We start from the raw sequence: 20,653 nt of genomic DNA, 5'->3' as shown, positions 1-20,653 counted from the left end.
GCCGCCCCGCCCCGGGGCGGGGCACGCCGGGCGGGGGGCCCTGGGCGGGCCCCCCGCCACGGGCGGCCCGGGGCCGTGGGGCGGCGCCGCGCGGCGCCGCCCCGCGCGTCCGCCCGTCGGGTCCGCGCCACCTGGTGGCCGTTCGCCGGGTGCGGCCCGCCGACCTCGGCGGCGGGCCGCACCCGCACGTCAGGACTCGACGCGGTCCATGCGCTCGCGCAGGCTGCGCGGGCGCATGTCGGTCCAGACCTCGTCCACGTACGCGGAGCACTCGTCCTGGGTGCCCTCCTTGCCCACGGCCTGCCAGCCGGCCGGGACCTCCAGATCGGCCAGCCACAGCGAGTACTGGTCCTCGTCGTTGCGCAGGACCTGGTAGCGGGCGTTCTCGTCCATGTGTGTTCTCCCATCGCGGAGTCGGGGTGCGAAAGCGGGTCGGATGTGGGATCGGGGGGCGCGCCGGACCGTGGTCCGGGCGGTGTCCCGTCGGGCGCGGGGGGCCGGCCGGGGCGGCGCGCGGACACCGACGCCGGTGCGCGGCGCCGGGGCGGCGGGCTGTCGCGTCTTCACGAGCCGGCCCTGGCGTGCCCGGCGATGTGGCGCAGCGCCTCGGCGAAGTCCGCGGCCACGGCGCGTACGGTCGCCTCCTCGTGCACGGTGGGCCGGTAGCGCCAGGTGAAGGCCAGCCGGCCGTCCTGCACGGCGCCGACCACCTCCAGCAGGTGGGCGCCCGCGTCGCGGGGGTCGTGGTCCTGGCCGAAGGAACCGTGCTCGGCGCGCACCAGCGCCCCCGCCGCCTGGTCGGCCCTGGCGTCCCACTGCCCCAGGTAGTTGAAGGCGAGCTGTCCCGCGCCCGGGCGCGTCAACGCGGCGCGCACCTCGGCGGGGCCGTACGTGCGCAGCGCGCCGAACCCGATGCCGTTGCCGGGCACGGCCCGCAACTGCCGCCGCACCGACTTCACCAGCGCCCGCCAGTCGCGGTCCGGCCCCCGATGGGCGGCGTCCGGCACCCGCAGGCGGACCGGGTGGATGGTGGTGAACCAGCCGACGGTGCGGGAGAGGTCCACATCCTCCAGCAGCTCCTCCCGGCCGTGGCCCTCCAGATCCACACTGACCTCGTCGTCGCCGGTCCAGCGCGCCAGGGCCAGCGCGAGCGCGGCCAGCAGCACGTCGTTGACGCGCGTGCGGTACGCTGCGGGCGCCGCCCGCAGCAGCGCTCGCGTGTCCTCCTCGTCCAGCGAGGCGACCACCGAGCGGGGCGCGCCGCCCGTGCCGTCCCCGTCATGGTCCACGGGCAGCGGGGCCGGGGCCACCGCCTCTCGCCAGTAGGGCAGTTCCTCGTCCAGCTCGCCCGCCGTGACATGGGCGGCCAGCCCCCGGGCCCAGTCCCGGTAGGCGGTGGTGCGCCGGCCGAGTGCGACGGCCTGGCCCGCCACGGCCTGCCGGTAGCCGCTCTCCAGATCGTCCAGCAGGATGCGCCAGGACACCGCGTCGACGACCAGGTGGTGCGCCACCAGCAGCAGGAAGTCCGGCCGCCCGGGGGCTCCGGTGAACAGGGCGGCGCGCAGCAGCGGGCCCCGGCCGATGTCGAAGCCGGCGTGCAGGGCGTCGGCCGCCCGCTCCATGGCCGCCTCGGCCGCCGCCTCCGACAGCCCCGCCAGGTCGTGTCGCACCAGGAGATCCGGGGCGGAGGAGGGCGGCGGGTTGTGCTGCCGCCACTGCCCGCTGTCCTGGGTGAAGCGCATGCGCAGCGCGTCGTGGTGGGTGAGCAGGGCCTCCAGCGCCGCCCGCAGCGCGGTGGGGTCGTAGCGGTCCTCCAGTTCGAGCAGCGCGGACTGGTTGAAGTGGTCGCGGGAGGCGCGTGGCGTGGCGAGGAACCACGCCTGGATCGGTGTCAGCGGCAGGTCGCCGGTGACCGGGCCGTCGTCGGCGGCGGCGGACTCGACGGTCACCACGGTGGCCAGCGCGGCCACCGTCTGATGGGTGAACAGGTCCTTGGTGGCCAGATGGAGCCCGTCCCGGCGCAGCCGCGAGACGACCTGCATGCTGAGGATGGAGTCACCGCCGAGGTCGAAGAAGTTGTCGTCGGCGCCGACGGCGTCCAGGCCCAGCACATCGGCCCAGACCCGCGCGATCCGCCGCTCGGCCTCGGTGGCCGGCTCCCGGCGCGTCCCCGCGGAGCCGGCCGCTCCGGCGGCCGGGTCCGGGTCCGGCAGGGCGCGCCGGTCGATCTTGCCGTTGGCCGTCAGCGGCAGCCGCTCCAGGGCGACGTACAGGGACGGCAGCATGTGCGGCGGCAGTACGCGGGCCAGCTGGTCGCGTAGCTGTGCCACGGGCAGCCCCTCCGGTGTCGCCTCGGCCGGTACGACGTAGGCGACGAGCCGCCCCGGGCCCGCCGGACGCTGCCCGGCCGGGCCGGTGGGTCGCACGGCGACCACCGCGTCGCGCACCAGCGGCACGCGCCGCAGGGCGCTCTCGATCTCGCCGGGCTCGATCCGGAACCCGCGCAGCTTCACCTGCTCGTCGGCCCGCCCGGCGTAGCGGAGTTGGCCGTCCGCGCCCCATCGCGCCAGGTCGCCGGTGCGGTACATCCGCTCGCCGGGCGCCCCGTCGGGGCAGGCCACGAACCGGCTCGCGGTCAGCCCCGGGCGTCCCAGATAGCCGCGGGCCAGGTGCGGGCCCGCGACGTAGAGTTCGCCGATCACCCCGACCGGCACCGGGCGCAGCGCCGCGTCCAGCACCCGGGCGTGGGTGCCGGCCACCGGACGGCCGATGGGCGGGGCGCCGCCGTCCGGCGTCAGCGCGTCCGTCCAGGTGGCCACGATGGTCGCCTCGGTCGGCCCGTAGGAGTTGACCATGCGGCGGCCGGGTGCCCAGCGCTCCACCAGGTCGGCCGGGCACGCCTCGGCGCCGACGATCAGGGTGCGCAGGTGTGGCAGGTTCCCGGCCGCCTCGGGCGGCACGGTGGCCAGCGCCGCCGGCGGGATCAGCGCGTGGGTGACGCGCCGGTCGGCGAGCACCTGGGCGAGCCGGTCACCCAGCAACGGCCCCTCCTCGCCCGCGACGAGCGCGGCCCCGGACAGCACCGAGACACACAGCTCCAGCACGGAGGCGTCGAAGCTGGGGGACGCGAACTGCAGCACGCGGTCACCCGGGCGGACCGCGTACCGGGCCGTGGCGGCCGTGGCGAAGCCGGCGATCCCGGCGTGGGTGACCACCACCGCCTTGGGGGTGCCCGAGGTGCCGGAGGTGTAGATCACGTACGCCGGGTGGCCGGTGGTCAGCGGCGCGCGGCGGTCGGCGGCGGTCGGCGCGGTGTCCGGGCCGGTGGCGCGCCACACGTGCGCGGGGTCCTCGATGACCAGCGCCGCGCCGGAGTCGCGCACCATGAACTCCCGCCGCTCGGCCGGGTAGTCGGGGTCCACGGGCAGGAACGCGGCGCCCGCCTTCGCCACCGCCAGCTGTGCCACCACCGTCTCCGCCGAGCGCGGCAGCGCGATGGCCACCACGTCCTCCGGGCCCACGCCCCGGCCGAGGAGATGGTGCGCCAACCGGTTGGCGGCGCGCTCCACCTCGGCGTACGTCCACGCGCGCGCCCCGGCGACGAGCGCCACCGCCTCGGGTGCGCCGGCCGCCCGCCGCTCGAAGAGCTCGGCGATCGTCGCCGGGGGCACCGGGTCCCCGGCGACCTCGCCGCGCGCGGGCAACTGCTCCAGTTCTCCTCGGGAGGCCAGCGGCAGGGCGCCGACGGGGCGGTGCGGGTCCCGGGCGATGGCGGCCAGCAACGTGGCGAGCTGACCGGCCATCCGCTCGGCGGTGGCGGCGTCGAACAGGTCGGTGGCGTACGTCAGCAGCCCGTGCAGCTCGCCGGTACCGGACTCGGCGAACTCCCAGGTGAGGTCGAACCCGGCGTGGTGGGTGTCCGGCTCGATGTCGCTGACCTCAAGGCCCGGCAGGTCCAGGTCCGCCCCCGGCGCGTTCTGCAACACGACCATCGCCTGGAACAGCGGCGTGCGGCTGGTGTCGCGTACCGGCTGGACCGCGTCCACCACCTGCTCGAAGGGGACGTCCTGGTGCGCGAAGGCGTCCAGCACCGTGCGCCGCACCCCCTCCAGGACGTCGGGGAAGGACTCCTCGGGGGTGATGGTGGAGCGCAGGGTCAGGGTGTTGACGAAGAAGCCGACCAGGCCCTGGGTCTCGGGACGGTCGCGACCGGAGGTGACCGTACCGACGGCGATGTCCCGCTGCCCGGACAGCCGCGCCAGATACGTCTGCACGGCGGCCACCAGCGTGGTGAACACCGTGGTCCGCCGCTCCCGGGCGAACCCGGCCAGCCCACGGGCCACGTCGGGCGGCAGCACCAGCCGGGCCGTCGCCCCGGCCCGGCTCCGCTCGGCCGGTCGCGGCCGGTCGGTGGGCACGCCCAGCGGCTCCACGCCCGCCAGGGTCCGCCGCCAGTACCGCAGGTGCTCCTCGGCCACCTCCCGGCCCGAGGTCCGCTGCCAGTACGCGATGTCGCCGTACCCCACCGGCAGCGGCGGCAGCGGGCCGACGTCCTCGCCCAGCGCCGCCCGGTAGAGGTGGGCCAGGTCACCGGTGAGCACGGAGGTGGACCAGCCGTCGGTGACGATGTGGTGCAGGGTCAGGGTCAGCACGTGCTCGTGCGCGTCGAGCCGCAGGAGAGCGGCGCGCAGCAGCGGCCCCTGGCGCAGGTCGAAGGGGCGGGTGCGCTCCTGGTCCAGCAGCTCCGACAGCCGCCGCGCGCGCTCGGCCACGGGCAGCGGCGACAGGTCGCGCACGGGCAGCGGCACCTCGCCCGGCGCGTGCACGATCTGCACGCCCTGGTCGTCCACGGTGTCGAAGGTGGTGCGCAGCGACTCGTGCCGGGCGACCAGCGCGACCAGCGCGCCCCGCAGCGCGGAGACGTCCAGCTCGCCCCGCAGGCGCAGCGCCAGCGGGGTGATGTACTCGCTGCCACCGGGCGCGAACGCGTCCAGGAACCACAGGCGTTGCTGCGCGTACGACAGCGGCAGTCGGTCCCGGGCCACCGGGGCGGGCGTGATCGGGGCGGGCCCGGCGGCACGCTCCCCGGCGAGCAACGTCGCGACCCCGGCCGGAGTCGGATGGGTGAACACCGTCCGTGGCGTGACCTCGGCGCCGAACTCCGCCGCCAGGCGGGAGGCGAGCCGGATGCTGAGGATCGAGTCGCCGCCCAGCGCGAAGAAGTCGTCCTCCACACCAACCCGTTCCACGCCCAGCACCTCGGCCCACACCCGCGCGGCCCGGCCCTCGGCCTCGCTGCGCGGGGCGAGCGCGCCAGAACGCCCGGCGGCGGGCGCCGGCGCGGGCAGGGCCGCCCGGTCCACCTTGCCGTGGGCGCTCAGCGGCAGCGCCGCCAGCGTCACGAACGCCGAGGGCACCAGGTAGTCGGGCAGGGCACGCTCGGCGTGGGCCCGCACGTCCTCGATGTCCAGTCCCTCCTCGCCCACCACGTAGGCCACGAGCCGCTTGGCGCCGTGGTGCTCCTCGCGGGCCACCACCGCCGCGTCCCGAACCCCCGGATGGGCGGCGAGGACCCCCTCGACCTCGCCCGGCTCGACCCGGAATCCACGGACCTTGACCTGGTCGTCGGCCCGGCCCCGGAACTCCACCGTGCCGTCGACCCGGCGCCGGGCCAGGTCGCCGGTGCGGTACATCCGGCCGCCGGGCGGCCCGAACGGGTCGGCCGGGAACCGCCCGGCCGTCGCCCCCGGCCGGTCGAGGTAGCCCCGGGCCACGCCCTCCCCGGCCAGGTACAGCTCACCGACCGTGCCCGGCGGCACCGGGCGCATCCGCGCGTCCAGCACGTGCGCGCGCAGGTCGTCCAGCGGATGCCCGACGGGCACCGGGTCCGGCACGGCGGCCGGGTCGGACATCGCGAAGGACGTGGCGAAGGTCGTCACCTCGGTCGGCCCGTACCCGTCGACCACCACCAGACCCGGGCAGGCGGCCAGCACGCGCCGCACGGCCGCGGCCGGGACGACGTCGCCGCCCGTCCACACCTGCCGCAGTCCCGCCAGGGCCCTGGGCGCGTCCTGCGCCAGCAGCCGGAACAGGCCGGCCGTCAGCCACAGCGCCGTCAGGCCCCGCTCGGCGACCAGCCGCCGCAGCACGGCGGCGTCCAGCGGCCCCGGGGGCGCGACGACGACCCGGCCGCCGCCCAGCAGCGGAGCCCACACCTCGAAGGTGGTCGCGTCGAAGGCCACCGGCGAGTGCAGCAGGACCCGCTCGCACACCCCGTCGGCGAACCGGCTGTCGGTGGCCAGCGAGGCCACGTCCCGGTGCCGCACCCCGACCGGCTTGGGCAGCCCCGTGGAGCCCGAGGTGAACATCACGTACGCCAGCCGGTCCGGGTCCGCCGGCGGCAGCGCATCCGGGCCGGGCAGGGGAGCCGTCCGGGCGGCGGCCACCTCGTCGGCGGTCAGCCGGACGCTCACCCGCGCCTGCTCCAGCAGGCGCGCTCGGCGCCCGGCGGGCGCGCGGTCGTCCACGGGCACGTACGCGCCGCCCGCCTTGACCACCGCGAGCTGGGCGACCACGAGTTCGGCCGAGCGGTCCAGGAGCAGCGCGACCCGGTCCTCCACCGCCAGCCCGCCGGCCACCAGGCGCGCCGCCAGCCGGTCGGACCAGTCGGCCAGTTCGCGGCAGGTGAGGTCCCGGCCGGCGCCGTCGGTGAGGGCGACCGCGTCCGGGGCGCTGCGCACCCGGGCGGCGAACAGGTCCACCGGCGAGAGGGGCCGCGCCGGGCGCGCGGTGGTGTTCCAGCCACGCAGCACCGCGCGGTCCTCGTCGGTCAGCGACTCCAGGTCCCGCGGCGGCCGTGCCCCGTCGCCGGCGAGCGCGTCGGCGGTCGCCGTCAGCAGCACCGCCAGGCGCTCCGTGGCCCGCTCCACCGTGGCCCGCTCGAAGAGCGTCTCGTCGTAGTCGAGGTCGAAGCCGAGACGATCACCCAGGTAGGCCCGCAGGCACAGCGCGAAGGTGGTCGCGGTCTCGGCGCGTACGTCCACGATCGCGATGCCCGCGTCGGCCGTGGCCCGCTCGTCGAAGGGGTAGTTCTCGAAGACGACCATGCTGTCGAACAGCCCCGAGCCCGCCGGGGTGTCGCCGAGCGCCTGGATGCGGGGCAGCGCGACGAAGTCGAAACGCCGGGCGTCGCTCTGCGCCTCCTGCAGGGCGCGCAGCCACGACAGCGTGCCCTGGGGCCCGTCGGTGCGCACCCGGGTGGGCACGGTGTTGATGAACAGGCCCACCATGTCCTCCACGCCCGGTAGTTCGGCGGGCCGGCCGGAGACCGTGGTGCCGAACACCACGTCCTGGCGCCCGCTGTAGCGGGCCAACAGCAGCGCCCAGGCGCCCTGCACCACGGTGTTGACGGTCAGCGCGCCCCGGCCGGCCGCCTCCCGCAACCGGGCCGAGACCTCCTCGCTCAGCTCCAGGTGCACCGAGGCGGCCGACCTGGCGCGGTGCGCCTCCACCGGCGGGCGGTCGTAGGGCAGCGGCGTGGGCTCGGTGAACCCGGCCAGTGCGCCGGACCAGTACCGTTCGGCCTCCGCCTGGTCCCGCTCGCCCAACCAGTGCAGGAAGTCACGGAAGGGGTGGCGGGCCGGCGCGCGCACGACACCGCCGGTGACGGTGGCCGCGTACCGGGCGCACACCTCGGTGAAGAGCTGCCCGGTGCTCCAGCCGTCCAGCATCAGGTGGTGCGAGGACCACACCAGGAGCACCTCGTCACCGGGGAGGGCGGCGAGCGCCAGCCGGCTCAGCGGCGCCACCGTGACGTCCATGCCACTCGCCCGGTCCTCGGCCAGCAACCGGTCGAGCGCCGCCGCACGCGCGGCGGGGGACAGGGACCGCCAGTCGTGGTGGGTGATCGGCAGCGCGGCCCGCCGCCGCACCACCTGCACCGGGTGCGGCAGGTCCCGCCAGTGAACGGCGGCACGCAGCGCGGGAGTGCGGTCGGCCACCTCCCGCCAGGCGTCGGCGAACGCCTGGGGGTCGGCCACGCCCGCGACGCGCACGGTCAACTGGTCCACGTAGGCGTCCGCCGCGTCGACCAGACCGTGGAAGAGCATGCCCGCCTGAAGCGCCGTCAGCGGCAGCACGTCCTCCACCTCGGCACCGTCACCCGCGACCAGGTCCACCTGGCGCTGGTCCAGCCCGGCGAGCGGGAAGTCGGAGGGGCTGCGCCCACCCGCCCCCGGGGTCGCGCAGTGCGCGACGATCTCGCTCAGCGCCGCGACCATCTCCTCGGCCAGCCGGCGCACCAGGGCCTCGTCGTACACCGCGGGCGGATAGGTCCAGCCCAGCTCCAGCACGCCGCCCTGCACGACACCCGTCACCTCCAGCGCGTACGGGCGCCGCTCCTCGGGCGCGGTGTCCAGCCCGGCCGACGGCAGCGCGGAGCGCAACAGGCCCTCGGCAGCCGGCTGTTCACCGGAGGCCAGGTCCCACTGGCCGTGGTAGTTGAAGCCCACGCGCGGCGTGGGCGCGGCGGGCAGCGGGCCCGGCCGCCGCAGGTGGCGCAGCGCGCCGTAGCTCAGGCCCCGCAGCGGCACGCCGCGCACCTGCTCCTTGACCGACAGCAGCGTCTGACGCCAGTCCGCCTCCGGCGCCACGGACAGGGCCAGCGGGAACTCGTTGGTGAACCAGCCGACCGTACGGGAGGTGTCCAGCTCCGCGAAGAGCTCCTCCCGGCCGTGACCCTCCACACCGACGAGCACCGTCTCCCGCCCACACCAGCGGGCCAACGTCCGACCCAGGGCACTGAGCAGCACATCGGCCACCTGGGTGCGGTACACCTCCGGCACCCGCCGTAGCAGGGCCTCGGTGTCCGCCCGGCCCAGCTGGGCGGTGACGGTGGCGGCCCGGCCGTGGGTGTCGGGCCCCGGCCGGCCGGCGGGCAGCTCGGCCGGCGCGGCGCACACCGCGCTCCAGTACGCCGCGTCGCCGTCGAAGCCGCCCGAGTCCGCGTACCCCGCCAGACGGTGCGCCCACGACCCGAACCCGGTACCCACCGGCGCGAGTTCGACCACTCGGCCGGCCGCCGCGTCCCGGTAGCCGCTCTCCAGGTCGCCCAGCAGGACGCGCCAGGACACCCCGTCCACCACCAGGTGGTGGACGGTGAGCACCAACTGCGGCGCGGCGTCGGGGCCCCGGTCGAAGAACAGCGCCCGCGCCACGCGACCCACCGTGGGGTCCAACTCCGCACGCGCGTCCTCGGTCGCGGCGCGCACCGCCTCCTCCAGGGCCGCGCCGTCCACCCCGCGCACGTCGTGACGGGTGAACACCGTGTCGGGCGCGGCCGGCAGCGGCTCCTGCGACCAGGCGCCCTCGGCGTGACGGAACCGGGTGCGCAGCCCCTCGTGCCGGGCCACCAGCGCGGCCACGGCCGCCTCCAGCGCCGAGACGTCGGTGTCGGGCGCCAGCTCCACCCGGTTGGTCATGGTGAAGCGCATCGGGTCGCCGGGCCGGCGGTCCGCCAGGTACCAGTGCTGGATCGGGGTGAGCGGCGCCGGGCCGCCGGGCGCCCCGGCCGCGTCCGTCGCCCGCGCGTCGGCCTGCCCGGCGCGCAGCGCCAGTTCGGCGACGGTCTGGTGACGGAAGACGTCCTTGGAGGTGAGGGCCAGCCCGGCCCGCCGGGCCCGGGAGACGATCTGGATGCTGAGGATGGAGTCCCCGCCCAGCGTGAAGAAGTTGTCCGCCACGCCGACCCGGGGAACGCCGAGCACCCGCGCCCAGATGTCGGCCAGCAGTGTCTCGGCCTCGGTACGCGGCGCCACGTGCGCGCCCGCCCCGTCCGGCTGGGCGGGCGGCTCGGGCAGGGCGCCCCGGTCCGTCTTGCCACTGCTGGTCCGCGGTATCCGCGCCAGGGGGACGAACACCGAGGGCACCATGTAGTCCGGCAGGCTCCGCCGCAGCCGCACCCGCAGCTCCTCCACGGCCAACGGCCGCGGCCCCTCGGGCACCAGGTAGGCCACCAGGCGCGCCCGACCCGCGTGCTCCCGGGCCACCACCACCGCCTCCCGCACCCCGCCGGTGGCCAGCAGCGCCGCCTCCACCTCACCGGGCTCGATCCGGAACCCGCGCACCTTCACCTGCTCGTCCGCGCGCCCGAGGAACTCCAGCGACCCCGACCCCTCCCAGCGGGCCAGGTCACCGGTGCGGTACATGCGGGTGCCCGGCGGCCCGAACGGGTCGGCCACGAACCGCCCCGAGGTCAGACCCGGCCGCCCCAGGTAGCCACGGGCGACCTGGGCCCCCGCGAGGTAGAGCTCCCCCGGCACGCCGACCGGCACCGGCCGCAGCGCCGCGTCGAGCACATAGGCCCGTACGCCCCGCCCCGGCCGGCCGATCAGGGGCCGCCGCGGATGCTCGGCGAAGCTCCCGTACACGGCGTCGACCGTGCACTCGGTGGGCCCGTACACGTTGAACGCGCTCACGCCCGCCAGGTCGCGCAGCTCCCGCCACAGCGGGGCGCCGACCGCCTCGCCGCCGACCAGGACCAGCCGGGGGCGGTGGTCGCCGGTGAACAGCCCGGCGTCCACCAGCTCCTGAAGGAAGGAGGGGGTGGTGTTCACGCAGTCGATCCGGTGCTCGGCCACCAGGGCGACGAACGCCGCCGGATCGTGCCGCGTCTCCTCGTCCACCAGGTGCACCCGCTGGCCCAGGGCCAACAACAGCGGGCCCTCCCAGGAGGTGTCGAAGGAGAAGGCGGCGCTCAGCGCGAACCGCAGCCGCCCGCCGTCCCCGGTGTGCGGGGCCACCAGGCCCGCCTGGTGGTCGCGGCACAGGTTGAGCAGGTGCCGGTGCTCGACCAGCACGCCCTTGGGCCGGCCGGTCGAGCCCGAGGTGAAGTTCAGGTACGCGGCGTGGGCGCCGCGCAGCGGCGCGAGCCGGTCGGCGTCGCTGGGGTCGTGCGCGGGCAGCCCCGTCCACGGCACCTCGCGCAGCGCGTCGGGCGTCAGCACCACGTGCGGCGCGGCGTCCTCGTACAGCAGCGCCACGCGCTCCTCGGGCAGCTCCGGGTCCACCGACAGATGGGTGCCCCCGGCCTTCAGTACGGCCAGCAGCGCCACCAGCATGTCCGAGGTGCGTGGCAGCCGCACGGCCACCAGCCGCTCGGGACCCACACCGAGTCCGATGAGGTGGTGGGCCAGGGCGTTGGCGCGGGCGTTGAGGGTGGCGAAGTCCAGCGTGGCGTCCCGGGCCACCAGGGCGGTCGCGCGCGGAGTGCGGGCCGCCCACTCCTGGAAGAGGTCCACCAGCGTCGCGTCCGGAGCCGGCGCGGGCAGCGGCTCGCCCTGCCAGCGCGTGAGCGTGCGCCGCTCGGCGTCGGTCATCAACGGCAGCGCCCCCACCGACTGGTCGGGGTCGTCCGCGACCGCCTCCAGCAGCAGCCGCAGCCGTCGCACCGCCCGCTCCACCGTGACCCGGTCGAACAGCGCCGTGTCGTACTCGACGTAGCCGGTCAGCCCGTCGTCGCCCGCCACGAAGTCCAAGCTCAGGTCGAAGGTGGCGTGCCGCACGGGCGGGGTGAGCGCCTCGACGGCCAGGCCCGGCAGCTCCGGCTCCCGGCCGCCCAGGTTGTGCAGGGCGACCATGACCTGGAACAGCGGGGTGCGGCTGGTGTCCCGCTCCGGCCGCACCGCCTCCACCAGGCGCTCGAAGGGAACGTCCTGGTGCGCGAAGGCGTCCAGCACCGTCGCGCGCACCTCGCCCAGGAGCTGGGTGAACGGCGCGTCGGGCCGCACCCGGTTCCGCAGCACCAGGGTGTTCACGAACATGCCCACCAGGTGCTCCAGTTCGGGGCGCTCGCGCCCCGCGGACACCGTGCCGACCGCGATGTCCTCCTGGCCCGACCAGCGGGCGAACAGCACCTCACAGGCCGCGAGCAGCGTCATGTACAACGTGGCGTCGGCCCGGCGCCCGGCCTCCCGGAGCCGGTCGGTCAGCGTGGCGGGCAGCGAGAACTCCAGCAGCGCCCCGTCCCCGGCGCGCACGGCCGGCCGTGGCCGGTCCGTCGGCAGCTCCAGCGGGGCCACCCCCGCCAGCCGCTCCCGCCAGTAGGCGAGGGCGGCCTCGTCGGCGGCGGTGGCCCGCGCGTCCTGCCAGGCAGCGAAGTCCACGTAGGACAGCGGCAGTTCGGGAAGGCGCGGCGGGCGGCCGGCCAGGGCCGCCGCGTACAGCTCGGCCACGTCCCGGCCCAGCACGGTCGCCGACCAGCCGTCGGTGGCGATGTGGTGCACGGCCAGCGTCAGCACGTGCTCGTCGGCGGCCAACCGCACCAGCCCGGCCCGCAGCAGCGGTCCGCGCGCCAGGTCGAAGGGCGCGCCGGCCTCGCGGGCCAACAGCGCCTCGAGCGCGGCCTCGCGCTCGCCCGCCGGCGTCGCCGACAGGTCGGCGCGGGCCAGGTCCACCGGGTGCGGCGGGTGAACGCGCTGGCTGGCCCGGCCGTCCCGGTCGGCGAACGTGGTGCGCAGCGGCTCGTGCCGGGCCACCAGCCCGTCCAGGGCCGCGCCCAGGGCGCCGACGTCGAGCGTGCCGCGCAGCCGCAGCGCGGACAGCGTCACGTACGTGGTGCCGCCGGGCTCGAAGCGGTCCAGGAACCACAGCCGCCGCTGGGCGGGCGACAGCGGCAGCGCACCGGTGCGGTCGGCCGTCGGGATCGGGTCCGCCGACGCGGCGGCCGACCTCGGGGCCGGCAGGGCGGCGGCCAGCTCCGCGAGCGTGGAATGGGTGAACAGCAGCCGTGGGGAGACCTCCGCGCCGAGGGCGGCGTGCAACCGGGAGGCGACGCGCACGGCGAGGATCGAGTCCCCGCCCAGCGCGAAGAAGCCGTCCTCGGCGCCGACCTCGACCGCGCCGAGCACCTGCGACCACACCCCGGCCACCAGCCGCTCGGCCTCGGTGCGCGGCGCCGCGCGGTCCCCGGCTGTGGCGTAGCCGTCCGGGCCGGGCGCGGGCAGGGCACGGTGGTCGAGCTTGCCGTTGACGGTCAACGGCAGCGCCGCCAGGGTCACGAACGCGGCGGGCACCATGTGCGCGGGCAGCCGCCCCTGGAGGTGCGCGCGCAACGCGGCGGCCGACGGCGGCGCGGCCGGGTCCACGCCCACGACGTGGGCGACCAGCCGCCGCCCGCCCGGAGTGTCCTCGCGCACGCCCACCACCGCCTCGGCCACGGCGGGGTGCGCCGACAGCGCGGCCTCGATCTCGCCGGGCTCGATACGGAACCCACGGATCTTCACCTGCTGGTCGGCCCGGCCCAGGTACTCCAGGGTGCCGTCCGCCCGCCACCGCGCCCGGTCGCCGGTGCGGTACATCCGCGTCCCCGACGGGCCGAACGGGTCGGCCACGAACCGCGCGGCGGTCAGCCCCGGCCGGTTCAGGTAGCCACGGGCCAGGCCCTCGCCCGCGACGTACATCTCACCCACCGCGCCGGGCGGGACCGGCGCGAGGTCGCCGTCGAGCACGTACACCCGCAGGTCCGCGAGGCCCCGGCCGATGCCGCTGGAGGTGGCCCCGGCGACGGTGGCGCGATCCAGCGGCGCGTAGGTGACGTGCACCGTGGTCTCGGTGATGCCGTACATGTTGACCAGCACCGGCGCGGTGTCCGGGTGGCGCGCGAACCACTCGGCCAGCCGCCCCGGCTCCAGCGCCTCCCCACCGAAGATCACCCGGCGCAGCGCCAGCCGGTCGCCGAGCTCCGGGTGTTCGGCGTCCGCGCGCACCAGGGGCTGGAACGCCGACGGCGTCTGGTTCAGGACCGTGACCCGCTCGTCCACCAGCAGGCGCAGGAAGTCCCCGGGCGACCTGGCCACGTCGTGCGGGACCACGACCAGCCGCCCGCCGTGCGCCAGCGCGCCCCAGATCTCCCAGACGGAGAAGTCGAACGCGTAGGAGTGGAACAGGGTCCACACGTCGTGCTCGTCGAACCCGAACTGGTCCCGGGTGCGCTCCAGCAGCCGCACCACGTTGGAGTGCGGCACCACCACGCCCTTGGGCAGCCCGGTGGAGCCCGAGGTGTAGATCACGTACGCGGGGTGCTCGGGCCGCGGCCGGTGGGCGGGGCCCGGCCCGGCGGCGGGCCGGCGGGCCAGGTCGGCCCGGACGTCGGGGTCGTCCAGGAGCAGATGGGGGCAGTCGGCGTCCCGCACCCGCTCCGCGACGGAACTCGTCGTCACCAGCAGCGCCGGCCTGGCGTCGCCCAGCAGATGGGCGATGCGCTCGGCGGGCAGCTCCGGGTCGATCGGCACATAAGCCGCCCCGCTCCTGACCACCGCCAGCAGCGCCACCAGCAGCTCCGTCGAGCGGGGCAGGGCGAGCGCCACGAACCGCTCGGGACGGGCCCCGTACTCGGCGAGCCGGTGTGCCAACCGCCCCGCCGCGGCGTCGAGTTCCGCGTACGTCACAGTGGCGCCCGCGAAGGAGAGGGCCACGGCCCGCGGGGTGCGGGCCGCCCGAGCCTCGAACAGGTCCACCAGCGTGCGCCCCGAGTGCCCCCGCTCGGTGCCGTTCCAGTCGGTCAGCACGCGGTGGCGTTCCTCGGCGCTGGTCCACGCCAGCTCCCGCAGCGGCCGGTCGGGGCCGGCCGCCAGCTCGCCCAGCAGCAGGCGCAGCCGGTCGGCGAGGGTCCGCGCGGTGGCCGCGTCGAACAGCTCGGGGTCGTAGGCGAGGTCGAACCCGAGACGGTCGCTCTGGTAGGCGCGCAACACCAGCGGGAAGTTGGTGGCATCGCGCGAGGTCACCTCCCGTACGCGGACGCCGGCACCGGCGGTGCGGGCGTCGTCGAACGGGTAGTTCTCGAAGGCGACCATGCTGGCGAACAGCGCGGTGCCCGCCGGCACGTCGCTCAGCGCGCTCACCCGCGCCAGCGACACGGCTTCGAAGCGGCGTGCCTCCGCCTGCGCGTCCTGTACCTCCCGCAGCCACACCGCGGCCGGCCGGTCCCCGTCCACCCGGACCCGGGTGGGCAGTGTGTTGATGAACATGCCCACCATGGACTCCACGCCGTCCAGCTCCGCCGGGCGGCCCGAGACGGTGGTGCCGAACACCACCTCGCGCTCGGCGGCGTAGCGGGACAACAACAGCGCCCACGCGCCCTGCACCACGGTGTTCAGGGTCAGCCCCCGGCGCTGCGCGGCCCGCGCCAGCTCCCGGGACGTCCCGAGGGGCAGGGTGGCGGCCACCGTCTGGGCCGAGCGGGTGCGGTGCGCCTCGCGGGGCGGCCGGTCCCAGGGCAGCGGCGTCGGCGTCGCGAACCCGGCCAGCGCGGACCGCCAGAACTCCTCGGTCTCCCCGGCCCCACCCTCCCGCCCGGCCAGCCAGCGCACGTAGTCGCCGAACGGGCGGCGGCGCGGCGGCGCGTACGCGCGGCCCGCCACCAGCGCCGCGTACTCCTCGCACACCTCGGTCAGCACCTGCGCCAGGCTCCAGCCGTCCAGGATCACGTGGTGCGAGGTCCACACCAGGTGCAGGCCGTCGCCCGGCAGCCGGGCCAGCGACAGGCGCAGCAGCGGCGCGGTGCCCAGGTCCATGCCGCGCGCCAGGTCGCGCTCCCGCAGCCGGGCCAGCGCGTCCGCGCGCGCGGCCTCGTCCAGCTCCCGCCAGTCGTGGTGCTCCACGGGCACCTGGGCCCGGCGGTCGACGATCTGCACCGGCCGGGGCACGTCCTGCCACACCACGCGACTGCGCAGAGCGGGCGTCCGGTCCACCACCCGCTGCCAGGCGCGGGCGAAGCCCGCCGGGTCCGCCACCCCCTCCAGCAACAGGGTGGCCTGGTCGAGATAGACGTCGTCGTCCGCGCCGTCCAGCAGGCGGTGGAAGACCATGCCCTCCTGGAGCGGGGTCAGCGGCAGGATGTCCTCCACCGCGCGCCCGTCCCCGGCCAGCCGGTCCACCCGCGCCTGGTCCAGCCCGGCCAGCGGGAAGTCCGAGGGGGTGCGCCCGCCGGCCCCCGGCAGCGCGCAGTGCTCGACGATGGCGGCCAGGGCGCGCACCGTGTTCTCGGCCAGGGCGCGCACCGTGTCCCGGTCGTGCACCTGGTCGCTGTAGTGCCAGGTCGTCTCCAGTACGCCGTCGGCCACGACCGCCGAGACGTCGAGCAGGTGGTCGAGCCGCTCACCGGCGGCCAGCTCACCGCCGGGCACCTCGCCCGCCGGAGCGAAGTCGCGACCCGGCGCCGAGTCCCACTGACCGTGGTAGTTGAAGCACACCTGCGGCAGCGGCACCTCGCGCAGCGCGCGCGCCGCCGGCTCCCGCGAGCCCAGACGGGCCAGCGCCTCGTAGCCGAAACCGTGCCGGGGCACCGCCCGCAGCCGCTCCTTCACCGACTTCAGCACCGCGCCCCAGTCGGACCCGGCCGCGCCCGCCCCCTCCAGGGCGAAGGTGACCGGGTACTGGGCGGTGAACCAGCCGACGGTCCGGGACAGGTCCACGGCGCCGAGACCGCCCGCGCCCGCCCCGTCCGCCTCCGCCCCGAACTCCGGCGCGTCCTCCAGCTCCTCCCGGCCGTGCCCCTCCAGGGCCACGGTCACCCGGTCGGAGCCGGTCCAGTCGGCGAGCGTCCGGCACACGGCGCTGAGCAGCACGTCGTCCACGCGCGTGCGGTAGACGGCCGGCACCCGGCGCAGCAGCGCCTCGGTGGCCTCCCGCGAGAGCCGGGCGCGCACGGTGCGCACCGATCCGGCCAGCGGCACCCCGGAGCGGTCCACGGGCAGCGGCACCCGGGGCTGCCCGCTCTCCCGCGTCCAGTACGGCAGGTCCGCGTCGAGACCGCCCGCGGCCACCCAGCGCTCCAGCCGCTCGGTCCAGGCGGTGTACGGCGTGGTCGCCGGCTCCAGCTCGACCCGCGCGCCGGCGACGGCCTGGCGGTAGCCGCTCTCCAGGTCGGCCAGCAGCACCCGCCAGGAAACGCTGTCCACGGCCAGGTGATGGGCGCTCAGCAGCAGCTGCGGACGCCCCCCGGCCGCCGGCCGCAGGAGCGCGGCGCGCAGCATGGTGCCGCCGGCCGGGTCCAGGCCGGCGCGCAGCTCGTCGGCCGCCACGCGCAGGGCCGCCTCCCGGGCGGCGCCCTCTCCCGGCACCTCGCGGTGGACCAGCGCGCCCGCCGCCCCGGCCTCGTCGACGGCCACCGGGTACTGGCGCCAGGAGCCGTCCTGGCGGACGAACCGGGTGCGCAGCGCCGGATGGTGGGCGACCACGGCGCGCAGCGCGCGCTCCAGGGCGTCCGGGTCGACCTCGCGCGGCAGGTCGAGCACCATCGACATGGCGAAGTGCCCCAGCGACCCGTGCGTGGCGAAGAACCACTCCTGGATCGGGGCCAGCGGACCCGGCCCGGCCTCCCGCGGCAGCGCGGTGGCGACCGGGGGAGCGGCGCGCCGGTCGGCGGCGCCGGCGAGCTCGGCGACGGTCTGGTGCCGGAAGACGTCCCGCGACGTCAGGTGCATTCCGGCGGCCCTGGCCCGGGACACCGTCTGGATGCCGAGGATCGAGTCGCCGCCCAGCTCGAAGAAGTTGTCGTCGACGCCCACCCGGGCCACGCCCAGCACGGCCGACCAGATCCCGGCCAGCTCCCGCTCCGCCGAGGTGCGCGGCGCGGTGAACTCCCGCTCGCCCGCCCCGGCGTCCGGGTCGGGGGCCGGCAGCGCGCGCCGGTCCAGCTTCCCGCTGACCGTCAGCGGCAACGCGTCCAGCACGACGAACGCGGCGGGCACCAGGTGGCGCGGCAACGTCAGCGACAGCGCCTGCCGTAGCGCGGCGGGCGCCGGCGCGCCCGCGCCCGCCGGCGGCACCACGTAAGCGGCCAGCCGGGCGTGGCCGCGCTCGTCGGAGACGGCCACGACGGCGGCCTCGGCGACCTCGGGCAGCGCCGTCAACGCCGCCTCCACCTCGCCCGGCTCCACCCGGTGGCCACGGATCTTGACCTGGTCGTCGGCGCGGCCCAGGTAATCCAGCCGCCCGTCCGAGGTCCAGCGGGCCAGGTCGCCGGTGCGGTACATCCGGCCGCCGGGCGGCCCGAAGGGGTCGGGCACGAACCGCGCGGCGGTCAGCCCGGGCCGGTGCAGGTAGCCACGCGCCACCTGGTCGCCCGCCAGGTACAGCTCGCCACCCACCCCGACGGGCACCGGCTGCCCCCGGCCGTCCAGCACGTAGGCGCGCACGTTGGCCAGCGGGCGACCCACCACCGGCCGCAGCGCGCCGTCCACGCGGCAGGCCAGCGCGTCGACGGTGCACTCGGTGGGCCCGTAGAAGTTGTACGCGGCCACGTCCGTCAGCCCGGCCAGCTCGCGCCACAGCGCGGGGCCGACGGCCTCGCCGCCGAGCATCAGCACGCGCGGGTGGTGACGGGGGTCGGTGAGCAGTCCGGCGGGCAGCAACTGCCGCAGGTAGGAGGGGGTCACGTCGAGGAAGTCGACGCGGTGCTCGACCACGTACTCCACCAGGGCCGCCGGGTCCAACCGGGTGGCCTCGTCCACCAGGTGCAGCCGGTGGCCGTCCGCCATCAGCAGCACGCCCTCCAGCGAGGTGTCGAAGGAGAACGACGCGGTCAGGGCCACCCGCAGCGGACCGCCACCGGCGTCGGCGACGAAGCCCGCGCGGTGCGCGGCGAGCAGGTTCGCCAGCGAGCGGTGCTCGACCGACACCCCCTTGGGGCGGCCCGTGGAGCCGGAGGTGTAGATGACGTACGCCGTGTTGTCGGGGCCCACAGAGCCCAGCCGGTCCGCGTCGGTGGGATCGTCCTCACGCCCCTGAACGGGCAGTTCGCGTAACGTCTCCTCGTCGACCACCAGCGCGGGCCGGGCGTCCGCCAGCAGCAGCCGGGTCCGCTCCTCGGGCAGCTCCGGGTCCACCGGCAGGTAACCGGCGCCGGACTTCCACACGGCCAGGATCGCCACGACCATGTCGGCGGTACGCGGCAGTCGCACCGCCACCAGCCGCTCGGGCCCGGCGCCCCGGGCGATGAGGTGGTGGGCCAGCACGTTGGCGCGGGCGTTGAGGGTGGCGAAGTCCAACGTGGCGTCCCGGGCCACCAGCGCCGTCGCGCGCGGGCTACGGGCGACCCGCGCCTGGAAGAGCTCCGGGTAGGTGGCGGGCGGCACCGGGTGGGCGGTGGCGTTCCACTCCACCAGCAGCCGCCGCCGCTCCGCCTCCGACAGCAGCGCCAACTCACCCAACGGGCGGTCGGGTTCGGCCGTGACCCCGGCCAGCAGAGTCACCAGTTGTTCGGCCATACGCGTGGCGGTCGCCGCGTCGAACAGGTCGGTGCGGTACTCCAGCAGACCGGCCAGCCCGTCCCCCTCGGGCACGAACTCGACACTGAGGTCGAAGGTGGCCGAGCGGCGCGGCACCGCGACCGGCTCGGTCACCAGCTCGCGCATGGCGGGTGCGGCGGGCGGCGCGGGATGGAGCAGGACCATGGCGTCGAACAGCGGGTTACGCCCCGCCTCGCGGGCCGCGCCCACCGCGTCCACCAGCCGCTCGAAGGGGACGTCGTCGTGGGCGAAGGCGTCCAGCACCGCGGTGGAGGAGGCGGCGAGCAGCTCCCGGTAGGAGCCGGTGGCCTCCACCGGCGCCCGGAGCACCACCGTGTTGACGAACAGGCCCACCGCGCGCTCCAGTTCGGTGCGCCCACGGCCGGGCGTCAGCGAACCCACGGTGATGTCGTCCTGGCCCGACCAGCGGGTGAACAGCGCCTGGCAGGCGGCGACCAGCGCGGCGAACAGCGTGGTGTGCTGCCCCGTCGCCAGCTCCCGCAGCCGGGCCGTGGTGGCCGCCGGAACGGAGAAGCCGTGCACGGCCCCCGCCCCGGCCTCCCGCCCCTCGCGCGGGCGGTCCAGCGGCAGCTCCAGCGGCACCAGGCCGTCCAACCGCTTCGTCCAGTAGGCCAGGTGTTCCTCCAGCGACGCGCCGGTCAGCCGCTCGCGCTGCCAGGCGGCGAAGTCCGGGTACTGGGTGGTGACCGGGGGCAGCGCCGGTTCCTGACCGTGCGCCAACGCGTCGTACAGGGCGCACAGCTCCTCCAGCAGCACGCCCATCGACCAGCCGTCGGTGACGGTGTGGTGCGCGGTGACCAGCAGTACGTGCGCGTCGTCCGACTCGCGCAGCAGCACCGCCCGCACCAGCGGGCCGTCGCCCAGGTCGAACGGTCGCGCGTACTCCGCGAGCAGCGCCGCCTCCAGCGCCGTCCCCGACTCCCGCACGCCCGCGGCCGTCGCCGGCTGCCCCGCCAGGTCCCGTACGGGCAGCTCCACCGGGCCCGGGGGACGCACCCGCTGCACCGGTCGCCCGTCCACGACGTCGAAGGTGGTACGTAACGCCTCGTGGCGGGCCACGACGGCGCCCAGCGCCCGGGCGAGCGCCTCGCGGTCCAGTGCGCCGGTCAACCGCAGCGCCACCGCGCTGTTGTACCGGGCGTCGCCCGGTTCGAGCTGGTCCAGGAGCCACAGCCGCTGCTGGGCGAAGGACGCCGGCAGCGGTCGGGAGCGGTCCGCGCGCGGAACGCCGCCCCCGCCGGCGGCCGGGCCGGCCTTGCCCGCCAGGCGCCGGCGCAGCGCCTCCTGGAGATCGCGCGGCAGGGCCGCGGCACGGTTCTGCTTCGAGTTCGAAGACGTCATGTCGT

2 protein-coding genes are annotated in these 20,653 nt (G+C 76.5%); both read right to left on the bottom strand.

Annotated features, from left to right (window positions below; translation table 11 throughout):
• Window positions 1-189: 189 nt before the first annotated feature.
• Entirely contained in the window at window positions 190-393 is a 204-nt protein-coding gene (locus tag ACFVFR_RS29565) for an MbtH family protein (RefSeq protein WP_383707260.1), read from the bottom strand.
• 170 nt (window positions 394-563) lie between these two features.
• Entirely contained in the window at window positions 564-20,648 is a 20,085-nt protein-coding gene (locus tag ACFVFR_RS29560; RefSeq protein ID WP_383707258.1) for a non-ribosomal peptide synthase/polyketide synthase, read from the bottom strand.
• Between the last annotated feature and the right edge of the window lie 5 nt (window positions 20,649-20,653).

Source organism: Streptomyces sp. NPDC057702 (assembly GCF_042799315.1).
GTDB lineage: Bacteria > Actinomycetota > Actinomycetes > Streptomycetales > Streptomycetaceae > Streptomyces.
The sequence above is the reverse complement of the archived record's forward strand: the minus strand, read 5'-3'. Positions and strand labels throughout refer to the sequence as shown.